This is a genomic window from Prosthecobacter sp., assembly GCF_020439865.1.
GTDB lineage: Bacteria > Verrucomicrobiota > Verrucomicrobiia > Verrucomicrobiales > Verrucomicrobiaceae > Prosthecobacter.
On the sequence record NZ_JAGRPF010000108.1, the window covers coordinates 1 to 22,192 of the forward strand.

13 protein-coding genes and 1 tRNA gene are annotated in these 22,192 nt (G+C 61.1%); 3 read left to right on the forward strand and 11 right to left on the reverse strand.

Annotated features, from left to right (window positions below):
* A partial coding sequence (locus tag KDL09_RS12000; protein WP_294385162.1) for a DUF87 domain-containing protein occupies positions 1–1,792 on the reverse strand: 1,792 nt, incomplete at its 3' end.
* Positions 1,793–1,933: 141 nt separating this feature from the next.
* On the opposite strand from KDL09_RS12000, the gene KDL09_RS12005 reads away from it, so the two are divergent.
* The 3 genes from KDL09_RS12005 (at position 1,934) to KDL09_RS12015 (ending at position 6,863) form a co-directional block, all read left to right on the forward strand.
* A complete protein-coding gene (locus KDL09_RS12005; protein WP_294385164.1) occupies positions 1,934–4,015 on the forward strand; it encodes a prolyl oligopeptidase family serine peptidase in 2,082 nt (693 codons plus the stop codon).
* 146 nt (positions 4,016–4,161) lie between these two features.
* The gene (locus tag KDL09_RS12010; protein ID WP_294385167.1) at positions 4,162–6,204 is read left to right on the forward strand and encodes a VIT and VWA domain-containing protein; all 2,043 of its coding nucleotides are present in this window, start codon (positions 4,162–4,164) and stop codon (positions 6,202–6,204) included.
* Positions 6,204–6,863 (forward strand): rhomboid family intramembrane serine protease, encoded by a 660-nt coding sequence (locus KDL09_RS12015; protein ID WP_294385170.1) that lies wholly within the window; start codon positions 6,204–6,206, stop codon positions 6,861–6,863. The genes KDL09_RS12010 and KDL09_RS12015 overlap by 1 nt, the downstream gene beginning before the upstream one ends.
* A gap of 27 nt (positions 6,864–6,890) precedes the next feature.
* On the opposite strand, the gene KDL09_RS12020 is transcribed toward KDL09_RS12015, so the two are convergent.
* The 10 genes from KDL09_RS12020 to KDL09_RS12065 form a co-directional block, all read right to left on the reverse strand.
* Positions 6,891–8,084, reverse strand: coding sequence for a DUF1080 domain-containing protein (locus KDL09_RS12020; protein WP_294385172.1), 1,194 nt, complete (start codon positions 8,082–8,084; stop codon positions 6,891–6,893).
* Positions 8,085–8,188: 104 nt separating this feature from the next.
* Complete coding sequence (locus tag KDL09_RS12025) at positions 8,189–9,454, reverse strand: DUF1501 domain-containing protein (RefSeq protein ID WP_294385175.1); 1,266 nt, start codon at positions 9,452–9,454, stop codon at positions 8,189–8,191.
* 77 nt (positions 9,455–9,531) lie between these two features.
* Positions 9,532–13,179 (reverse strand): DUF1553 domain-containing protein, encoded by a 3,648-nt coding sequence (locus tag KDL09_RS12030; protein WP_294385179.1) that lies wholly within the window; start codon positions 13,177–13,179, stop codon positions 9,532–9,534.
* An 87-nt stretch (positions 13,180–13,266) separates the two neighbouring features.
* The gene (locus KDL09_RS12035) at positions 13,267–16,896 is read right to left on the reverse strand and encodes a DUF1553 domain-containing protein (protein WP_294385182.1); all 3,630 of its coding nucleotides are present in this window, start codon (positions 16,894–16,896) and stop codon (positions 13,267–13,269) included.
* 62 nt (positions 16,897–16,958) lie between these two features.
* The gene (locus KDL09_RS12040) at positions 16,959–17,573 is read right to left on the reverse strand and encodes a response regulator transcription factor (protein ID WP_294385184.1); all 615 of its coding nucleotides are present in this window, start codon (positions 17,571–17,573) and stop codon (positions 16,959–16,961) included.
* 2 nt (positions 17,574–17,575) lie between these two features.
* Complete coding sequence (locus tag KDL09_RS12045) at positions 17,576–19,558, reverse strand: sensor histidine kinase (protein WP_294385188.1); 1,983 nt, start codon at positions 19,556–19,558, stop codon at positions 17,576–17,578.
* A gap of 118 nt (positions 19,559–19,676) precedes the next feature.
* Complete coding sequence (locus KDL09_RS12050; protein ID WP_294385191.1) at positions 19,677–20,435, reverse strand: PH domain-containing protein; 759 nt, start codon at positions 20,433–20,435, stop codon at positions 19,677–19,679.
* A gap of 59 nt (positions 20,436–20,494) precedes the next feature.
* On the reverse strand, positions 20,495–20,989 hold the full coding sequence (locus tag KDL09_RS12055) for a YbjN domain-containing protein (protein WP_294385193.1): 495 nt from the start codon (positions 20,987–20,989) through the stop codon (positions 20,495–20,497).
* Positions 20,990–21,041: 52 nt separating this feature from the next.
* Positions 21,042–21,118: transfer RNA gene (locus tag KDL09_RS12060), tRNA-Pro, on the reverse strand.
* Positions 21,119–21,269: 151 nt separating this feature from the next.
* A complete protein-coding gene (locus tag KDL09_RS12065) occupies positions 21,270–22,178 on the reverse strand; it encodes an N-acetylglucosamine-6-phosphate deacetylase (RefSeq protein ID WP_294385195.1) in 909 nt (302 codons plus the stop codon).
* Positions 22,179–22,192: the final 14 nt, after the last annotated feature.

The window sequence follows — 22,192 nt, forward strand, 5'->3', positions numbered from 1 at the left end:
CAGGGCCGGGGAGGTCGGCGAAGGCGGCGTTGGCGACGGGTTCGGAGTCGAACTTCGAGAGATCGACGTCCTTCGGAATGTCCACGAACTTGTCCCACAGAACCTTCTGCTTTTCGATGTCGATGACGTTCACCAGCGTGATGCTGCTCTTGCCGGTGATCTTGCGTTTGGCGTCGTCGAAGTTCACCACGGCGCTGCGCAGGATGGCCGGCACGTAGGTGATGCGTTCGCCGTCTTCGTCCGTCGGTTGGAACAAGGCGGTGGCATTCTCCGGCAGGCGCGGGCGCACGGTGTTGCGTTCGGCGGCGGAACTGTTGGCACCGGGAGGAGCAAAGCCATCGTCTTCGGCGGCCGCTTCATTCTTCGGCGGGCGAATGGGATCCATGAGCTGCTTGATCTGCGAGCGCGAGAGTGGTCCGCCGAGGTAGGCGAGCACCCAGCGCACGTGGAAGGAGACGGGATGGTCCTCATGCACGTTGTTCATGAGGAAAATGCGATTGCCGAGGCCCGCGAGCGTGCGCTCCATCGCGGCACGGTCGAATTTACCACCGGCAGTGTTGGCTGCGCCTTCCAGACCTTCAAGCACGCGCATCTTGTCGCGTTCGGTTTGCAAACGGCCTAGCCACCAGGTGCCGATGTTCGCGAGCGCCTTGTAGTCGAGGTCGGCGGGGTTTTGCGTGGCCAAAAGCAGGCCGATGCCAAAAGCGCGTGCCTGCTTGAGCAGCAGCATGAGCGGCTTTTTCGACGGTGGCATGGCCGTGGGCGGCAGGTAGCCGAAGATTTCGTCCATGTAGAACATGGCGCGCAGTGAGGTGGTGCCCTGCTGCGAGCGCATCCAGCCGAGGAGTTGATTGAGCAGCAGCGAGACGAAGAACATGCGCTCCGTGTCGCTGAGGTGCGCGATGCAGAAGATGGTGACACGCGGCTTGCCCTCCTTCGTGTAATACATGCGCTGGATGTCGAGCGGTTCGCCTTCGAGCCAGGAACTGAAGCCGGGGCTGGCGATGAGGTTGTTGAGTTTCATCGCGAGGGCGGCGCGCTTCACTTCCGGCATGAAGCTTTCGACATCGACGACGCCGATCTTCCGGATCGGCGGGTTTTGGATCTGCCGCACGAGATTGGCGAGGCTGATGTTCTGGCCGTTCTTCCACGCGTGCGCGGCGATGTTACTGAGCAAGATGTGCTCCGGCGACTGCACGGGGTCGGCTTCGATGCCCAGCAGGCCGAGCAATGAGGAAACGGTGCTCTCGATGCGGTCGGCGAAGGCTTCGGCATCGTCGATGACGGCATCCGGCGGGCAGTCGAGCGAACTGAGAATCGAAACCTGCAGTCCGGCGCTGCTGCCGGGCGTGTAGATCGTCATGTCCACGGTCTCGCGCAATTTTTGAATGCGGCTGGCGTCCTGGCCCCATTCGCCGAGGCCTTTCTTCCACATCGCAGCCTGCGAGGCGGCGTAGTCGTCCATCGACTGATTTTTGCGGCGTGCTTCGTCCTCATTGATCCACGGACGAAACTCCTCCGGGCTCAGATTGGGGAAGGTGAGCAGCGCATTGCCGATGTCGCCCTTTGGGTCGATGGCGATGACGGGGATGCCATCGATCGCGGCCTCTTCGAGCAGCGCGAGGCACAGGCCCGTTTTGCCGCTGCCCGTCATCCCGAGGACCACACCGTGGGTGACGAGGTCCTTCGAATCGTAGAGCACGAGATCATCCTGGATCTGCTTTGCTTCGAGATCGTATTCGCGGCCGAGGTAAAAGGAGCCGAGCTTTTCGTATTGGTCTGGGGAGATCATGAGTGGAAAATGACGAATGTGGAATGACGAATGCCGAACGGGATGCTGGATGTGGATTCAAACGGGAGAATGAGAAAATGGAAAGTGCAAAGTGTCACGATCCGGCCAGCATGAGACATGCGCTCCGCTTTTTTGCTCATCATGACCGCCACCTCTCTTGCCGCCGACGTTTTGACCTATCCCCAGACCCGCAAGGAGGACGTGGTGGAGACGCTGCATGGCGTGAAGGTCGCGGATCCGTATCGCTGGCTGGAGGACGACAACTCTGAGGAGACGAAGGCCTGGGTGAAGGCGGAGAACGAGGTGACGTTTGGCTATCTGGAGAAGCTGCCACGGCGCAAGGAGATCAAAGCGCGCCTGAAGGAGTTGTGGAACTATGAGCGCGTGGGCATGCCATTCGAGCGCGGCGGGCGCTGGTTCTACTCGCACAATTCCGGACTGCAAAACCAGTCGGTGCTGATGACGGCGGAGTCGCTGGAGGGCCAGGCGGGCGTCTTGCTCGATCCAAACACGATGTCGAAGGACGGGACGACCTCGCTGACCGACTACGAGCCGAGCGAGGATGGCAAACTCATGGCCTACGGCACTTCCGAGGCCGGGAGCGATTGGAACACGATTCGTGTGCGCGACATCGCCAGCGGTCGCGATTTGGACGATGTGGTGCAGTGGGTGAAGTTCAGCGGAGTGTCGTGGCTGAAGGACGGCAGCGGCTTTTTTTACTCGCGCTACGACGAACCAAAACCCGGCGCGGCTTTGACGGCGAAAAATGAGTTTCACAAGCTCTGCTTTCACAAGCTCGGCAGGCCGCAGGGCGAGGACAAGATCGTCTATGAACGCAAAGACGAGCCGAAGTGGGGCTTCGGCGGTCATGTGACGGAAGATGGCGAGTATCTGATCATCCAGGTATGGCTGGGCACCGAGCCGAAGAACCGCGTGTTTTACAAGAAGATCGGCGGCGACGGCCCGGTGGTCGAACTGCTGAATGACAACGACGCGCGCTACTCCTTCATCGACAACGACGGTCCGGTTTTCTACTTCCGCACGGATCTGAACGCGCCGTGCTTCCAGGTGATCGCCATCGACGTGCGCAAGCCACAGCGCGGCTTCTGGCGCATCGTGGTGCCGGAGGTGCCGAAGGTGTTGCTGGAGCATGTGAGCACGGTGGGCGGTCAGATGTTCTGCCAGTATCTGCGCGATGCGAAGACGGAGGTGAAGTGGTTCGATATGAGCGGAAAACTGCTGCGCGATGTGAAACTGCCCGGCATCGGCTCCGCGGGTGGCTTTGGCGGTTATCGCACCGACACGAGCACGTTTTACAGCTTCACAAGCTTTACCGAGCCCGGTGCGATCTATCGCATGGACCTCAAGAGCGGCGAGAGCACGCTGTGGCGCAAACCGGAGGTGAAATTCGACGGCTCGGCCTTCGAGACGAAGCAGGTCTTCTTCCACAGCAAGGACGGCGCGAAGGTGCCAATGTTCATCGTGCACAAGAAGGGGCTTCAGCTCGACGGCACGAATCCCACGCTGCTTTACGGCTACGGCGGCTTCAACATCAGCCTCACACCCGGTTTCTCCGTCTCACGCGCCGTGTGGCTGGAGATGGGCGGTGTGTTTGCGATGCCGAACCTGCGCGGCGGTGGCGAATACGGACGCGAGTGGCATCAGGCGGGTATCAAGCTCGGCAAGCAGCGCGTGTTCGACGACTTCATCGCCGCTGCGGAGTGGCTGATCACGAATCAATACACAAACAGTCACAAGCTCGCGATTCAGGGCGGCAGCAACGGCGGTCTGCTCGTCGGCGCGTGCATGACGCAGCGTCCGGAGCTCTATGCGGCTGCCTTGCCCGCTGTGGGTGTGCTGGACATGCTGCGCTTCGAGAAGTTCACCATCGGCTGGGGCTGGAAGAGCGATTACGGCACGGTGGAGAACAAGGCGGAGTTCAATGCGCTGCTGAAGTACTCGCCGTATCACAATCTCAAACCCGGCACGCGTTACCCCGCCACGCTCGTGCTCACAAGCGATCACGACGACCGCGTCGTGCCTGCACACAGTTTCAAATTCGGCGCACGACTTCAGGAATGCCAGGCCAAGGACGGTCCGCCCGTGTTGATCCGCATCGAAACCAGCGCCGGACACGGTGCCGGCACGGCACTGAACAAGACCATCGAGAAGACCGCAGACGAGTGGGCTTTTTTGGTGAAGGTGCTAGGGTTGACTGAGTGACCGTCATGCCTGCAGCAGCCGCTTGTCATCATTGAGCGGGTCAATCGCAGGACAAGTTTTATGAATTACCCGCCAGACGGCGGGGCATGGAGTGTCGGCGTGCTATGAAAGCACAAACACACACATCGATAACGACGGTTCCCCGCATGCGTGAAGCTGTCTCCATGCGCTCTTTGCAGCGCTTTGTCATCACGCTGGGCCTCGGACTGGGGCTGGCGGCAACTGTGAATGGCGCAGGCACACTCACGCCAAAAGGATCACCGGATCAGCCGATCCAGATCCGTGACCATCACCTGGAGGTGACGCTGAACAACGGCTTCGCCCGCTCGGAGGTGACCCAGACCTTTTTCAATCCCAACGACAAGGATTTGGAGGCCGTTTATCGCTTCCCACTGCCGAAGAGCGCGAGTCTCTCCGAAGTGACGATGATGTTGGGAGAGCGCGAGATCCACGGGGAAGTGGTGGAGAAGGAAAAGGCGAAGACGATTTATGAGAACGAGAAGTATGCCGGCAACGACGCGGGTCTGGCGACCAAGAACGGCTATCAATCTTTCGACTTTCAGGTGCATCCGGTGCGTGCCAAGAGCGAGACTCAGCTGCGGATCGTTTACTACCAGCCTCTGGAAGTGGACACCGGCATCGGGCGCTTTGTGTATTCGCTGGAAGAAGGCGGAACAGACGAGGTTGCGGCCAGTTTCTGGAACCCGGTGAATTCGAAGGTGGAGGGGGCTTTCTCGGCGGCTTTCGAACTGAAGTCGGCGTGGCCGGTGGCGGATGTGCGGGTCCCGGGCTTTGAAAAGGAGATGGTGACGGACAAGCTGGCGGACGGTCACTACAAGGTGCGCGTGGAAAAGAAGGATCATTCACTCACAGGCGACTTGGTCTTCTACTATCGCCTTGCCGAGAATCTGCCAGGCCGGGTCGAACTGATCCCTTTCCGCAAGGGCGAATCTGGGCCGGGCACCTTCATGATGGTGGTGACACCAGGATTAGATCTGAAGCCGCTCACAGGCGGAGCAGACTATGTGTTTGTGCTGGACACATCGGGCAGCATGCAAACCAAGCTACGCGTGCTGACGGACGGTGTGAGCCGTGTGCTGGGCAAGATGCAGCCGCGGGATCGTTATCGCATTGTGACCTTTTCGAATTCGGCAGCGGATTTGACGATTGGATGGAAGCAGGCGGACGAGGCGAATGTGCAGGAGACGCTGAGGCAAATCGCGGGGTTGCAGTCCGGTGGCAGTACGAATCTCTATGATGGCCTGACGCTGGCGATGAAGGATCTGGATGATGATCGCGCGACGAGCGTGATTTTGGTGACGGACGGAGTGACGAACACGGGCGTGGTCGATCCGGTGGCCTTCCACAAGCTGACGAAGAGCCACGACATCCGCATCTTCGGCTTCCTGCTGGGAAACAGCGCGAACTGGCCGCTGATGCGCACGGTGTGCGATGCGAGCGGCGGGTTCTACGCAGGCGTGTCGAATGCCGACGACATCCTTGGCCAGATTTTGCAGGCAAAGAGCAAGGTTCTGCATGAGTGCCTGCACGATGCCGAATTGAGCATCAGCGGTGTGAAAACGTTCAATACCACCGGACTGCTGCCGGGCAAAATCTATCGCGGTCAGCAGTTGGTGATGTTTGGCCAGTATGAAGGCGCGGGCGAGGCGGAGCTGGTGCTCAAGGCGCGCATGACCGGAGAGGACAAGGTTTACCGCACAAAGTTCCGCTTTCCTGAGAAGGACGAAGCCAATCCTGAACTCGAACGGCTGTGGGCGATGGACCAGATCGAGCAGTTTGAACTTCGGGCCAACACGGGGGTGATGCCAGCCAGTGAGTCGGACTCTGCGATCGCCGATCTCGGAGTGAAATACCAATTGGTGACCGACCAGACCTCCATGCTGGTGCTCGGCGACGATGCCTTTGCCCGGCAGGGAGTCGAGCGGCGCAATCAGCAACGTGTGGCGATAGAACGCTCCGCGCAGGCAACGCGTGCGGCAGCTCCGCAGCCAGTTAGTTATCGCGTGGACACGGCGCAGCAGCCTTTCACTCCATCAGCCGCACCTTCGCATAGCAGTGGTGGTGGCGGCGGCGCAGGTGCCCTGTCGCCCTTGTCAGCGGTGGCGATCGCCCTATTTGCTGCGCTTGCATTTGGTTTGACGGGACGTTCCAAACAAAAGAACGCCTGATGCACACGCGGAAACAGCGCTTCGTGGTCACTGAGGGATGCCCGCTGCTGGCGGGCATCCTGCTGGCCGTGAGCTTGGGGCTGCTGACCGTGGCAGTGCAGTGCATCCACGGACTCCCCGAAGCGCTTCAATGGAGCCGAAGCGATGGAGTGGAGTGGACGTGGCTCACCTCCCACCTCTGCCATTGGTCATGGAATCATCTGGGCTGGGACTTGTTCGCCTTCGGGCTGCTTTCGATGCTTTGTTTGCGACTGATGCCATCCCGCTATGCTGCCTGCCTTCTCGTCTCGTCCGTACTCATTCCGCTGGAGGTGCAGGTCCATCAACCACTCATCGAGTCGTATCGAGGCTTGTCGGGATTGGACACGGCGCTGATGGGAATGTTGGTGGCTGCACTGTGGCGGTGCTCGAGTGACGGTCACTCATGGGGGCCTCCTCAATGGCTTGCGCTCGTTGGTGGCGGAAGTTTTCTGGCCAAGACGCTGTATGAGCTGACAACTGGAGATGCGGTGTTTGTCGCGGCCGCGAGCGAGCCGTTTGTGACAGTCATCTCCGCCCACCAGGTGGGGTTTATGTCTGGCTTTTGGGTGGGTATCGTCCGGATGCGCTATGAACATGGGCTCGAGTGTCCCAATCCAAAGCCGATGGTGATTCTTTGATGATTCGAGTGATCGCCGTCTGCAATTCTAGTCGCGCACAAAGAAATTCGCGAAGGTCACGGGTGTGCCGAAGTCGGCGATGCCGACGGGGCCTTTGGTTGAGCCTTCGAGGGTGGCTTCGATGACTTTAGGATTGGCGTCCTGGGTTTCGGTGAGGGTGGCGGTGGCTTGTTTACCGTCGAGTTTGAGACGGAGTCGATACCATTTGCCCAGCTTCACCTTGTCGGGTCCGAAGACGATGGGGGCTTTGCCGGTGCCGACGAGGACGGCGGGATGGGTTTCACCGCGAACACAGAATCCAGCGCAGGGCGTGTTGAGGTTGGCGGATTTGAGGAGCTGGAAGTCGGCGATGAATTCGCCGTTGGCGATTTCGGCTTCGCTCCAAAGCGGCGTGCCTTCCTGGCCGTCGGTGGCTTCGAGTTTGAGGTTCCAGTTGGAGGTTTTCCATCGCGCCTCGGCTCCGAAGGGAACCGTCCAGCCGCGGAAGTCGAGGCCGTTGTAGAGATGCTTCCAGCCTTGATCGAGCGGCGCGGAATCGGCAGCGGTGGCGCCGGTGCTGGGCAGTTCCTTGATGCGGACATTGCGGAATTCGACCGGAGCGCCTTCGGATTCGAGGGCGAGGTAGCCTTTGCGCCAGAAACATTTGTCGCCGCCGCTGACGACCTTGCCATTCACGGCGAGCGTGAGCGTGCCGTTGTTGCCGGTGATGCGGTAGTGGTTCCATTCGGGCGAGGGCTTGCTGCGTTCCTCGCTGGGAAAGCTGCGCTGGCCGTTGTGATCGCCGTGCGGCTCCATGGTGGCTCCGTGGATGGGGAAGACGTCGCCATGCGTGGTGAACCAGCGCGGCTTTTTCGGGTCGGCATGCTTCATGTAGCCGTGGTCGAGCACCTGGACCTCGATGCCGCGCAGAAACGGCACGCCGGGCGCGGAGATGGGGCTGCCCCAGATGAAGACGCCGGAGTTTCCGCCGCTGGTGAGGTGCCGCCACTCGCACTCCATGATGAAGTTCTCATACTGCTTCTCGGTGCGCATCGCGCCCGTGGGGATGCCGGTGCAACGAACGACACCGTCTTTGATGCTCCACGTTTCAGGCGCGCAGTTGGCATTCACCCAGCCGCTGAGGTCCTTGCCATTGAACATGAGCACGAAGCCCTCGTCATCAGCGGCGTGGATGGACGTGAGCGAAAAAGCGAAGGCGCAAAGCAGCGTGGTTGGTTTCATGCGCGTTGATTAACGCGATGAAGACGGCGCGGCTTGCTCGGGAGGGCAATGCTCCGGCATTCCCGAATAGGGCAACGCAGGAGCGTTGCCCACCATATAAAAGATCAGCCAAACAGAGCTGCGACCGGTTTGCCGCCGTCGGTGATCGGGACGGGGCGGGTGCCGTCCATGAGTTCCTTGCTTGGATCGATGCCCATCGCGGCGTGGATGGTGGCGTGGAAATCGACGAGCGGCACGGGATTCTCGACGGGCTTCTTGGAGAGCTCGTCGGTGACGCCATACGCGCCGCAGTGGTTCAAGCCGCCGCCGGCCAGCACCATGGAGAACGTGGTGCCCTGATGGCCGCGTCCACCACGACCGTCGAACTCCGGCGGACGGCCGAACTCGGTGCCGACGACGATGAGCGTCTTGTCGAGGAGCTTCTTGGATTCGAGGTCACGAATGAGCGCGGAGAGCGCGGTGTCGAGTTCCTGGATGAGCAGGTGCTGGTTCTTGTAGCCTTCGTTGTGAATGTCCCAGCCAGTGCCGTTCATGAAATTGAGGTTGTGAGACACCTCGATGAAACGCACGCCGGCCTGCACGAGGCGACGCGAGAGCAGGCAACGCTGGCCGAACTCGCCGCCGTATTCGTTGCGCAGCGAGGCGGGTTCTTCTTTGAGATTGAAATGACCCATGAACTTCGGTCCGGCGAGACGCAGGGCTTCCTGCTGGGCCATTTCGTAGTCGGCAGCGGAAGAACCTTTCGCCGCGCGTGCCATCAATGGTTTGAGGAGCTGGTGGCGGATCTCCGCACGCTGTTCATCGACGTAGTCAGGGCGTGTGAAGCCCGCAGGGCCGGTGTTGGTGTCGGTAAGATAGACGTAGCCGCTCTTGGCGCCGAGGAAGCCGGGACCGCGGCTAACATTCGGATAACCGATGAGAATGTAGGCGGGCACATTGGGATCCGCCGCGCCGCGCTGGTTGGCGATGATGGAGCCGATGCTTGGATACACGACGTTGCCGGAGATCATGCGGCCGGTGTGGACGATGTTCGTGGCGAAGGCGTGCTCGTCGATGACGTGATGATTCACCGTGCGCATCACCGTCATGCGATCCATGACTTTGGCCGACTTGCTCAGGTGCTCGGTGACCTGCACGCCGGGAACGGCGGTATCGATGGACTTGTAGAGCGAGCCCGCGGTCTTCTGTTTGTCGATGTTGTTGCCGAGTTTCTTCGGGTCAAAGGTGTCGATCTGGGCCATGCCGCCGCCGAGCCAGATGAAGATGCAGTGCTCCGCCTTGCCTTTGGGAACGTGGACGGGCGTGTTGTTCGCAAACAGCGGCGCAGCGCCGAGGGCGGCGGCTGAGGTGAGAAAGGAGCGGCGTTTCATGGTGGTGTGATGAGTAAACGTTCGGAGCGGGCAGATTTCACAGTTTGAGGCCCCTCACTTTCGTGGGGGCCGGGCAATCACGGGCTGAAGGCCCACTCGGGGGCGTTGAGCATGGCCCAGAGGATGTCTTCGAGGCGCTGGCGCCATTCGGCGTTGAGACGCTGTGTGGGCGGGTCACCGGCGCGGGCGGCCTTTTCCTGCTCCATGCGGACGGTGGTGGCCTCGCCGTCGAGATGGTTCGACCAGCTCACGTATTTCTCACGCTCGCGCGTGGTGGCGGGTGGCGGCTGGATTTGAGACGGAGGCGTGATGCGCGAGTCGAAGCCGGCTCCGAGGTGCTTCGTGTAGAGCTCCTTTTCCTCTTGGCTCGGATGACGGGTGAGGAGCTTGAGGAAGAGCGAATCGACGAACTGGTCCACGGTCTGGTCCTTGTTCAAGGCGAGCGCGGTGATGCCGTGGTCGTCGCTCAAGCGAGTGAGCCAGACACCGACGGTACCGTTGCTGAGGATGGCGGGTTGCAGAACGTTCGGATCGGCGTCGCGCTTGCTGGTCGGATCCTGACGGGCACCGCGCCAGCCGAAAGCGGCGAGAACGTCGGTGACAGACTGGATGCGCGGCAGAGCGAGGCTCGGACGATCGCGCTCGTTGCTGGTGCTGGTGAGCATCCAGCTGCGGCGCGGTTTGCCGAGATGGATGGCGTTCTTGAGATCGCGTGTGTTGTCGATGTCGAGACAGACCTCCTCGGTGTGGAAGGGCTTGCCGGTGGCGGCGAAAAGGCTGTCCACAATCTGCTCCGCCATGAGACGACGCGGGGCGGGGGAGGTGTAGAGCGGGCTGGTCTCCTTCAAGGAAGGATCGTTGGCGCGCTGGTAGGCCTGTGAATTGAGAATGACGCGCGCGAGCTTCTTCATGTCGTAACCACCGCGCACGAATTCGCGGCCGAGCCACTTCAGCAGTTCGGGATGCGTGGGCTTGCCCTTCTCCCAGTCATCGACGGGTTCGACAATGCCACGACCCATGAGACGCGACCAGATGCGGTTGGCGATGACCTGGGCAAAGCGCTCGTTCTGCGGCGCGGTGATCATCGTGGCGAGGCGGTCGCGTGTGTCCTTGGGATCGCTGGCGAGAGATCCGGCGGTTTCGTCACAGAACTCGGCGAAGGGCCACTTCGGCTGCACTTTCGTGCCGGGCTTGAGCGAGACGGTGATGAGCGGTTTGCGCGCCATCATCTTGAAGCGGTCCGGATTCACGCTGCTCGTCATTGGCAACTCGATTTCCCTCGAGCCGAGCATGGCGGCGAGCTGGAAGAGATCCTCCTGCATCGATTTGTTCGTGGGCGAGTCATGGCAGCGTGCGCATTTCATCTCCACGCCGAGGAAGGCGGCGCTGACGATGGTGCCCTTCGCGGCCATCGGTACATCGTTCTGCGAAGCGGTGCCAAAACCAGCCGGTCCGCCAAGACGCTCGCTGCCTTTCTGACGCAGCAGTTCGGTGACGAAGAGATCCATCGGCTTGTTGTCCTGCAGCGATTCGTAGAGCCACCAGCGGAACGGGCCAGTGTTGTTGAGCGTGGGGTTGAGGATGTTCGGATTCTCCGCCAGCACGTCCTGCCAGTAGCCCATCCAGTTGTCCGCCCAGCGCGGATCGTCGAGCAGACGGTCGATCACCGCCGCACGGTCCGGGTTCTTCTGGAAGGCGGCGATCTCTTCGAGTGAAGGCACCACGCCGATCGTGTCGAGCGTGACGCGGCGCAGGAAGGTGAGGTCGTCGGCGGGCTTGGTGAGCGTGAGGTGGTCGGCTTTGATCTCAGGCCACGATGCGCCTTCCTCGATCCACTTCGTGAGCAGGACGACCTGGTCTTTGGTCAGGCGGTCGCCTTTCGGCGGCATGACTTCATCTTCGTCATCGGAGAGGACGCGGGCGAGAAGCGCGCTGTCCTTCGGCTTGCCGGGCTGGATGGCCGCGCCATCGGATTCGCCGCCTTTGAGCGCGTCAGCGAGCGCGTCGAGTTTCAGACCGCCTTTGGCTTTCGCGCCGCGATGGCATTCGATGCACTTCGTTTCGAGCAGCGGCTGGATGTCTTTGAAATAATCAACCGAGCCTTGGTGCGCCGCCTGATCGGACACTTCCGCGATCTTTGCCGCGATGAAATGATCGATGGCGTTGCCTTCAGGGAATCCTTTCGGCAGTTCGGGCACTTTGACTTCCTTCGTCTTCGCAAGCCATTGCTTCGCGGCCTCACGGCGCTTGTTCCAGTAAGGATCAAACTGTGCGCGAAGTTCGGCGCGCTTCTTCATGTTCACTTCGTCGTAGTGTGCATCGCGTTCCTTTTCGTAGGCGTTCCAGCCGGCGTCGTTGTAGGCGACGATGCGTTTGCCCGGAGTGACCAGCTGCCAGGTTTCCGTGCCCTGCTTCGACCATGCGACGACCGTTTCGCCGAGCTCCGGTCGGCGCACGCTTTTGCCGGCGAAGCTTCCCACCACGGTCTCCAGCACGATGAACTGCGGCTTGCCGGTGGCTTCGAATTCGCACCACGATTCGCGATTGCCCGGAGGGACGAAGCGGAAGTCGGGTCCGAGGTCGAGATAGTCCTTCTGATCGGCCACGAGATGGTGACCGTCGCTGTCGCTCGGCGGGAAGGGCGTGTTGAGCACGTTTTTGCCGTCGATGTAAAGATTCGTAGCGCCACGAGCACGCAGCAGCAGGCGATGTTTTCCTTTTGGGAAGGTCACACTGGCTCCGGCGCGAAGGAGGAAGGGCACGTGACGTTCGCCGCGCACGCCGGTGTCCACATACTTCTGCGGCACGTCGAAGAAGCCGAAAACGTCCTCTGTGTAGGTCTCGTTGACCTTCGGCGGTTCGCTCGGCCACGCGTTCGCGTCGGGCATGCCTTCCTCGGCGAGTTGGACGAGCACACGACCGGCGGGGACGTCTTTCTTCGCGATCGGTGGCGGAGGCGGCACAAAGCGATAGCGCGATTTCAGCGCATCCACATCGATGGGACCGCGATAGATGGCCACGTCGTCGAGCCAGCCGTTGAAGGAATGCGCAGCGGCACGTGTGGAGCCAGAGCCGATGAGCAGGGCGTCGCCGTCGGTCACCGGCGCGCGATCCGTGGCGCCGCCGATGTCCCAGTCGCCGTCCGTTTCGCGACCGTCGATGTAGCCCTTGATGCTCTTGGGTTTGCCGTAGGTGTAGGTGACGGCGATGTGATGCCAGCCTGACGTGGGCAATGTCGCCTTCGACCACCAGCGATGCCAGTCGCCCTTCTTGTCCGGCACATCGGCGCTGCGGAAGAGGAAGCCGATCTGCGCGCCACCCTTGGCCGTCTGAAGACGCAGCGCATAGTTTTGATTGTTTGCACCGAACTCCTTCGTGCCGAGGCGTCCCTTGCCGATGATGTAGGGCGCGCCGGTGATGGCGGCGGGCTTCACCCAGGCTTCGAGCGTGATGGTTTCGTTGAGGCCGAAGCGAAGTTCCTCGCTGTCCTTCACCTCGATGGCGGATTTCTTGCCGTCACCGGTGAACTGCATGGCCGTATTCGTGGCTGAAAAGCCCGGGAACGTGGGGGCGCGCGGACCGGCCTCCTTGGCATCGTCAAAGCGCCATTGCATGACGGGTTTGGCGACGATCAGGTCGGAGACATCGTTGCCGCCGGTGTCGTTCTGGGCGAAAGCGGTGGGGACGAGTACAAGGAGTGGGAGGAATGCAGCACGGAGCATCATGCCGCTATCAACGCCTTTTGAGAGCAGGTTTCAGCAATTCGGGCACCCCACTTTCGTGAGGGGACAACCCGCCTCCCCAAGGGGGCTTTACGGACTGAAAGCCCACTCAGGGGCGTTCTGCAGGGCCCAGAGGACGTCTTCGAGGCGGGTGCGCCAGGCGGGGTCGAGCTGCTCGGTGGGCGGATCGCCGCGGCGGGCGGCTTTTTCCTGCTCCATGCGCACGAGGTTGGCCTCGTCGTTTACGTGATTGGACCAGCTCACGTATTTTTCGCGGACGCGGGTGGTGGGCCGAATGCTGGGTTCGGGCTGCTTGATTCTGGATTCAAAACCGGAGGCGAGATGCTTCGTGTAAAGCTCGCGTTCCTCCTTGCTTGGATGGCGTGTGAGGAGCGTGAGGAAGAGGCGGTCGATGAACTGGTCGAGGGACTGGTCGTTCAGCGCAAACTGCGTGATGCCGTGGTCATCGCTCAATCGGGTGAGCCAGACGCCGAGGGTGCCGTTGCTGAGGATGGCGGGCTGGAGCACGTTGGGCTCGGCGTCGCGTTTGCTGACGGGATCCTGACGTGCGCCGCGCCAGCCGAACGCGGCGAGTACATCGCTCACGGCCTGGATGCGCGGTAGGGCGAGGCTGGGGCGGTCGCGTTCGTTGCTCGTGCTGGTGAGCATCCAGCAGCGATGCGGCTTGCCCAGATGGATGGCGTTTTGGATCTCGCGCGTGTTGTCGATGTCGAGGCAGACTTCCTCGGTGTGGAAAGGTTTGCCGGTGGCAGCGAAGAGGCCGTCCACGATCTGCTCGGCCTGCAGACGTCGCGGTGCGGGGCTGGTGTAGAGCGGGCTCGTTTGTTTCAACCCGGCATCGGTGGCGCGCTGGTACGCGTGGCTGTTGAGGATGAGCCGGGCGAGGTGCTTGGTGTCGTATCCGCTGCGCACGAGTTCGCGTCCGAGCCATTTCAGCAACTCAGGATGCGTGGGGCTGCCTTTCTCCCAGTCCTCGACCGGTTCGACAATGCCGCGCCCCATGAAGCGCGACCACACGCGGTTGGCGATGACCTGGGCAAAGCGTTCGTTCTGCGGCGCGGTGATCATGGCGGCGAGCACATCGCGCGAATCCTTTGGATCCTCGGCGAGATTGGCCGCGGCTTCGTCGCAAAATTCGGCGAAGGGCCACTTCGGCTGCACTTTGGTGCCGGGCTGGAGCGTGACCTGGATGAGCGGCTTGCGACCGGCGGCGTGGATCTTGTCCATCGGCACGCTGCTGGTCTTTGGCACTTCGATCTCTTTTTTTCCGAGCATGGCGGCGACTTCGAAGAGGTCGCGCTGAAGCGATTTTCCCGTGGGTGAATCGTGGCAGCGCGCGCACTTCATTTCCACGCCGAGGAAGGCCGCGCCGATGATCGTGCCTTTGGCAGCCATGGGCACGTCATTCTGCGAAGCTGTGCCAAATCCCGCCGGTCCGCCGAGGCGTTCGCTGCCGCGCATGCGCAGCAATTCGGTGACGAAGAAGTCCATCGGCTTGTTGTCCTTCAACGACTCGTAGATCCACCAGCGGAAAGGGCCCGTGTTGTTGAGCGTGGGATTGAGAATATTCGGATTCTCAGCAAGCACGTCCAGCCAGTAGCCCATCCAGTTGTCCGCCCAGCGCGGGTCGTTCAAGAGTTTGTCGATGGCCGCTTTGCGGTCGGGGTTCTTCTGAAAGGCTTCAATTTCCGAGAGCGACGGCGGCACTCCGACAGTGTCGAAATAGACTCGGCGCAGGAAGGTGAGATCATCAGTCAAAGGCGTGAGCGTGAGATGATCGGCGCGGATGTCGGGCCAGTGCGCGCCTTCCTTGATCCATTGCGTGAGCAGCGTGATCTCGGACTTCGTCAAAGGCTTGCCCTTCGGCGGCATGATTTCGTCTTCGTCATCGGAGGTGATGCGTGCGATGAGTGAACTGTGGTCAGGCTTGCCCGGAGCGACGGCGGCACCGTCGGACTTGCCGCCTTTCACCGCATCCGCAAGTGAGTCGAGATGCAGGCCACCTTTCGCCTTCGCGCCGCGATGGCATTCGGTGCACTTGGCTTCAAGAATGGGTTGCACGTCCTTGAAGTAGTCGATGCTGCCATTGTGCGAATCCTGCGCCTTCACCCCGGCAATGCGTGCGGCGATGAAGCGGTCGATCTCATTACTCGCGGGAAAGTCTTTCGGCAGAGCCGGTACTTCAATCGGCGCAGCTTTCGCCAGCCACTGCTTGGCGGCCTCACGACGCCTCTTCCAGTAAGGATCGGACTTCGCGCGGAGCTCGTCGCGCTTCTTTGCATTCACCGCATCATAGTGGGCGGCGAGTTCCTTTTCATAGCCAGTCCAACCCGCGTCATTGTAAGCGACGAATCGCGTGCCGGGCGTGACAAGCGCCCACGTCTCAGTGCCCTGCTTTGACCATGCGACGACGGTTTCGCCGAGTTCGGGCCGACGGATGTTTTTGCCGATGTAGCTGCCCACCAGCGTCTCCAACACGAGGAACTGCGGTTTGCCCGTGCCTTCGAACTCGCACCACGACTCGCGATTGCCCGGCGGTGCGAACCGGAAATCGGGTCCGAGGTTCAGATAGTCATTCTGCTCGGCCACGAGGTGATGGCCGCTGCTGTCGGTCGGCGGGAAGGGCGTGCTGAGCACGGTTTTGCCGTCGATGTGCAGATTCGTGGCTCCGCGTGCTCGCAGCAGCAGGCGATGTTTTCCTTTGGGAAACGTGACGCTCGCTGCGGCGCGAAAAAGGAAAGGCACATGGCGGTCGCCGCGCACGCCGGTGTCCACATACTTCTGCGGCACATCGAAGAAGCCGAAGACGTCCTCGGTGTAGCTCTCGCCGACCTTCGGCGGTTCATACGGCCAGGCATTCGCATCAGGCATGCCTTCCTCCGCGAGTTGCACAAGCACGCGGCCTGCGGGCACATCTTTTTTCGCGATCGGCGGTGGCGGCTGAACGAACTGATACTTCGCCGTTAACGCGTCGATGTCGATGCGACCGCGGTAGATGGCGACTTCGTCGAGCCATCCTTTGAAGGAGTGCGGTCCTGTCCGGTTGTAGCCGCTGCCGATCACCAACGCGTCGCCATCCGTCACCGGCGCGCGATCTGTGGCGCCGCCCGCGTCCCAGACACCATCTGTGGGACGACCGTCGATGTAGCCCTTGATGCTCTCCGGTTTGCCAAACGTGTAGGTGAGCACGATGTGATGCCAGCCTTGCAACGGCATCGTGTGGTGCGACCACCAGCGGTGGCCATCACCTTTCTTGCCGGGCAGATCCGCGCTGTAGAACAGAAATCCAATCTGCGCGCCGCCTTTCACCGCCTGCAGTCGCAGCGCGTAGTTTTGATTGCGATCCCCGAACGTCTTCGTGCCGAGCCGTCCTTTGCCGATGAGATAGGGCACACCGACCGCCTCAGGTGCCATCACCCAGGCCTCCATCGTGATCGTGTCATTCAAACCGAAGCGCAGCGCCTCGCTGTCCGGAATCACGAGCGCCTTCTTGCCATCGCCATCGAAGCGGCGGGCCGTGTTGTCCTTCGAGAAGGCAGGAAACGAGGGCGCACGTGGTCCCGCGTCCTTCGCATCGTCAAAACGCCACTGCATGACAGGTTTGGCGACCGGTTTGTCCTCAGCATCATTGCCACCGCTGTCATTTTGAGCGGAGGCGAGCGTGCAAAGAAGAAATGTGGTCAGGATGAAGCGCGGCATCGCATTTCATAACGCAGCTCGTCGCCTTCTTTCAGCATCCGGGCATCCCACGATCGTGAGGGTCAGACCTGCACGAGCCCGCGCCGGATTGCCTCCGCGGTGGCCTGAGCGCGGTCGTTGACCTTCAGCTTCATGAGAATGCGGCTGACATGCTGCTTCACGGTGTCTTCGGAGATGCCGAGCGTGGCGGCGATTTCCTTGTTGGCGTTGCCTCGGGTCACGAGCGTGAGGATTTCGCGTTCTCGTGGGGTGATCTCAGGTTCGGCGAGGCGATCCTGAAGGTTCTTCTCAATCTCGGGCGGCAGGCTGCGTTCGCCTTGTGCGACCGTTCGGATGGCGGCCAGGAGGTCGTCGCGAGAGGAGGATTTTTGCAGATAGCCGAGTGCGCCAGCTTTCAACGCAGCCTGGATTTCGTCGTCGCGGGCAAAGGTGGAGAAGATCAGCACGCGTGCAGATGGATGTTCACGCAAGAGGGCTGCGGTGGCCTCGATGCCGCTGATACCCGGCAGTTGCAGGTCCATGAGCACGACATCGGGTTTCTTCTTGGCAAAGAGCTTCGGCGCATCCTCGCCGCGGTCGGCTTCACCCACGACCTTGAGATCGTCTTCGAGTTCCAGCGAGGCGACGAGGCCGCTGCGAACGACGAAATGGTCATCAATGAGGAGGAGTGTGAGCATGTTTAAAGAGGAAGAGTGACGACGACTGAGGTGCCTTTGCCGGGCTGGCTTTGCCATTCGGCCTCGGTGCCGATCTTGCGGCAGCGTTCGCGGATGCCGATACACCCGAAGTGGCCGGGTTTGCCGTGGGTTTCAGCGGTGGGATCGAAACCGCGACCGTTGTCGGTGATGCGAAGCGTGAGGAGTGTGGGGGTGCTGGAGAGATGGAGAGTGACTTCAGTCGCCTGGGCGTGCTTGAGGGCGTTGGTGACGGCTTCTTGGGCGATCATGCGCAGATGATGCGTCACGTTGGGTGGGATGGCGGGAATGGGATGGAGGTCGAGCTTGATCGCGAGGCTTTCAGGGGCGCGTGAAGCGAGGATTTGCAGTGCCTCGGCGAGCGTGGTGACGTGTTCGGTGTCGCGAAGATCGGAGACGAGGTTGCGGGCCTCGCTTTGAATGCGCGAGACGAGGCTGCGGCTGGTTTCGAGCAAGCTGCGTGCCTTGTCTTCAAGCGGACGTGTGGTGGCGGCGTCGAGACGAAGCGAGAGACCCGCGAGTTCCTGCTCGAGCGTGTCGTGGAACTCACGTGCGATGCGCTGGCGTTCATCGAGCGTGGCTTGATGGGAGATTTTGCGTTCAAGTCGCGTGATCTGGCGGCCTTGTAGCGTGATCCAGACAAGCGTGAGCAAAATCACACCGCCAAGAATGGCGATGGCGATGATGAGTCGTTTCGCCGTCCAAAATGGCGCGGTGCTGAGCACGCGAATGTCATCGAGGGATCGCAATAACAGTGAAGCGCGGTCGGGTTGCGAACGGAAGCCTTTGTCAGTGGAAGATTCCACAAGGCAGATGCCGGTGAGCAGGCAGGACGAGCCGATTTCAAGAGATGGCGGACTGCCTTGCAACAGGAAGGCGCGGATCGGAGTTCCTGAGGAGGTGAGCCGGAGTTCGTAGCCGTCGTTGGTGCGGAAGAAGTCGTTCAAGACGGCAGCAGCGGTCAATTGAACCAAGTCGGCGTCGTGCGAGCCGTCTTGAAACTGTTGGAGCGAAACGACTGAGGCGGTGGGCGATTTGCCCGGTTCGGTGGAGAGCACGAGCGCATCTGCGAGCGAAGCACTGAATCCGGCCATGATCGGAAAGCCGGTGATTTCAGCCTGAAGTCCCGGCTTGAGGTGGGCAGGAGTGCTGAGCTGAATCGCGATGGAAGGCGATTGCATCGGCTTCGCCGGCTCGTCCTTTGGCGCCTCACGTGGTGGCGGTGGCGGCGTTGAATCACGCAGGAAAACCCGGCCATCGTCGAAGGCGGCGAGCACGGTGCCGCGAATGCGTGCGCGATGATGCGGCTCGTCTGCGGCACCAAAGCGCAGCAAGGTGGCGACGGAGATGATGGGAAGCGATTCGGGTTTGCCGGGAGGCTGAATGATCGTGATGTCGTTCCAATCGGTCACGCGCAGATACGGGAACACGAGCTGGCGGCGGTCATTGATGCCACCGGCAGCAAGGGCAGTGATGCGCAGGCGTGCATCCACGACATCGGGTGCGGATTCAGGCGGTGAGTCGATGCGCACCTCGATCACACGGCTGCCCATGGCCAGACGCAGGAGGGAACGATCTTCATCGAGGGCCGTCAGCGTGCGCCCAAGTCCCTCGACGACGACGCGTTGGTAATGAAAACGTCCGGTGGCGAGGTCGTCGTAGTTGGCCGGAACGCCCGGTGGCGGTGCATTGTGTCCGAGGAACTGCAGTTCGATCACATCCACGCCGGGAAAGTAGAGTCCGGCGGTGGTGGTGCCTTTGATACGCACCTGGTCGCCCACATGGAGATCTGTGCGGCCGGGTTTGAAATGCAGATGCGTACCTGCGGTGTCGTCCTGCACGAATGCGGTGGTTGCGCTTTCGACAAAGCCCACCGTGGCAGTGAGATCGACGGGCAGTTTTTCCAAAGCCCGTTCATACGGCAGCGTGCGGATGTCGATGGCGCGATTGAGGTCGGCAGCTGCCAAGAATGACGAAACCAGAATTCCGAATGACGAAAGAATGACGAGGCACGAATGACGAAACCGGGGGCATGCGGTCGTCATTCGGACTTCATTCGTCATTCGCCATTTGGAGGTCATCTGTTCAATCGTCGGTGGCCGGAGCACCGCGCTGGAGCTTTCGAACGAGGTCCTTCACTTCGTGAGCTTGTCGCATGTCTTTGAACTGCACTTCGATGCCAGCATTCGCAGCCGTGGAGAAGTCGATGGTGCCGAGGCCGAGCAGGCCTTTGATGCCGGATTCGTAAACGTCGATGCTGCGGATGTCGCAGATGCGCGCCTCTTTCGAGCTGCGACCGATGATGCCCCAGATCAGTTCCACGCGTTCGCGCGTGACGATGTAGTCGTGCGAGTAACGTGAAATGCCGATAGCGATGAGCGTGGCGGACGAACAGAGCAGGGCGATGATGGCATACTCGAGTTGAATCACGAACAGCAGACCTCCCGCGACGGCGAGGAGCAGACTGAGAAAGAGCGCTTTGGTGTACCCCAGCCAGGAAGGATGCGCGTGACGCAGAATCACTTCACCGCTTGGGGTGTAGTCGAAATCATCGTCTTCGTCCTCTTCTGGTTCCTCTTCGACGAATTCCTCCTCCTCATAGCCATCGGAATCCGGGCTGATCTCGCGGTAGGCGGGGCGGTCGAGTCGTGACTGGCCGGAACTGGCGCTGGGCCGGCGCATGCCGCTGACGAGTTCGCCCACGGTGTGAGTGAGGCCGGTGTCCTCATCCACGCACATCTCACCGCGGGCGAGCGATCCCCGTGCCACGAGCGTGTACAGGTCCTCCTTGGTCAGCGGATCGCTGAATGCCGGATGCTGCTGGAGAGTGTAGCGGGCGGACATGGTGAATGGGCCGGAGTGCGGCCAGAGAAGCACAGGCTGGCGGCCTGTGTCACGTCCAATCACTCTGCATCAGGCACGGGCGGGAGCAAATCCTCGCGTTTCATCAAATCGGCGACCTTCAGCAGCAGCAGTTCACCTTTGGGGGTGTGAATGATTTCGCCCAGAAACGGCGTGAGGCGGTCCATCTCGGCCACGGCGGAATGCACGAGGCTGGCGATGATGCGCGCGTCGTGGCGGTTGGGCGGGAAGACATTCGTCACACGGAACATCACCTGACCGCCGTCCCACTCGAGTTCGAAATTGCCGAGGTTGAGATCCTTGTTCGTGCGCATGAGCAGCTCGCAAACCTGGAGGCGGTGCGAGGATGGGACCTGCAGCGTGGAACTGGAAACCACCGTGATGATGTGGGTCTCGCCGAAGACCTGCACGTGAAGCGGCACCTTGGTGTGGTGGGCTTCGAAGTCGGCCTCGATGACGGCGTGCTCAGGGACTTCGCGGTAGAGCCAGCCCATTTCCTTGAAGGTGTTCAGGGCGGTGGCGTAAAGGGCGGACATCGGAAGATTTGAACTTTCAAATGAGAGATCTCAGATCCGGGAGGGAAATGAGTGGTCGGGGCGGCCAGATTCGAACTGACGACTTCTTGCTCCCAAAGCAAGCGCTCTACCAGGCTGAGCTACGCCCCGAAACCCTATGCCGATTGGCGAGGGGCGGCGATAGTCGTCGCGAATTGGGCTGGTGCAAGGAGAAACCTTGGGGTTTCCAGGACAAGTAGGAAGCTGGCTTCGCGAAGGTCTCTGTCGTCCAAGTTTGCGATCGGCTGTTTGACCGTTCGCACTACGACATAAGCGCCTTTCGCGGATTCACATCCAGCACGTGAGTCAGATCGCGTTCGCTCATGTCGAGTTGCTCATAGGCGTTCGTTTTGATGCGCGGGACGGTGACGGTGCTGCCGACGAAGTGGGTGCCATCGGGAGAGCGGGCGACTAGGTCGTCGCCGATGAGGATGTCCCATCCGGCGAGCGTGTAGCGTCCGGGGCCGAGGCGGGCGGCGGAGATGGCGTCGGTGACGAAGATGGTGCGCTCGTAGCCGATGCTGGCGATCCAGTTTTTCAGCACGAAGAAGGGCACATGCACGCCGTCCGGGATGAAGCAGATCCAGAGGCGTTCATGAAGGCTCAGAGCGCGCTGGATGATGTTGTCATGGCGGTGCATCTGGATGGGACAGCCGTTGCCGAGGTGGGTGAACATGGTCAATCCGGCGTCACAGGCGGCGCGAAGCTGGTCGAGCGAGGGATCGCAGTGACCGGCCGAAACAGTGATGCCCTGAGAGGCGAGGAAAGCGGTGGTTTTGCTGCCGTCATCGTGCTCAGGGGCGAGGGTGACGAGCTTAGCCAGACCGCCGGCGGCATCGACGAGGCGCTTGGCGTCGTCGATGTTGGCCGGTTTCACGGCGTGGGGAGGGTGGGCCCCGACGTAACCTTTGATGGGATTGATGAACGGCCCCTCGATATGAATGCCGGTGATCATTTGGCGGGCGAGGTCGTCCTTCTCGCGCAGTTCGACGAGCTTGCCGATCCGGCGCTCCAGGGTGGGGATTTCGTCGGTGATGAAGGTAGCCAAGATGGCGTCGCAACCGTCCTCGACGAGCGCTTCGCAGGCATGGTGGAGGGCCTCGGCGGTGAGGTTGTCGCCATTGAAGTCGGTGCCTGCGTAGCCGTTGACTTGGAGATCGAAGGGTTTCATGGCGCTATTGGAGC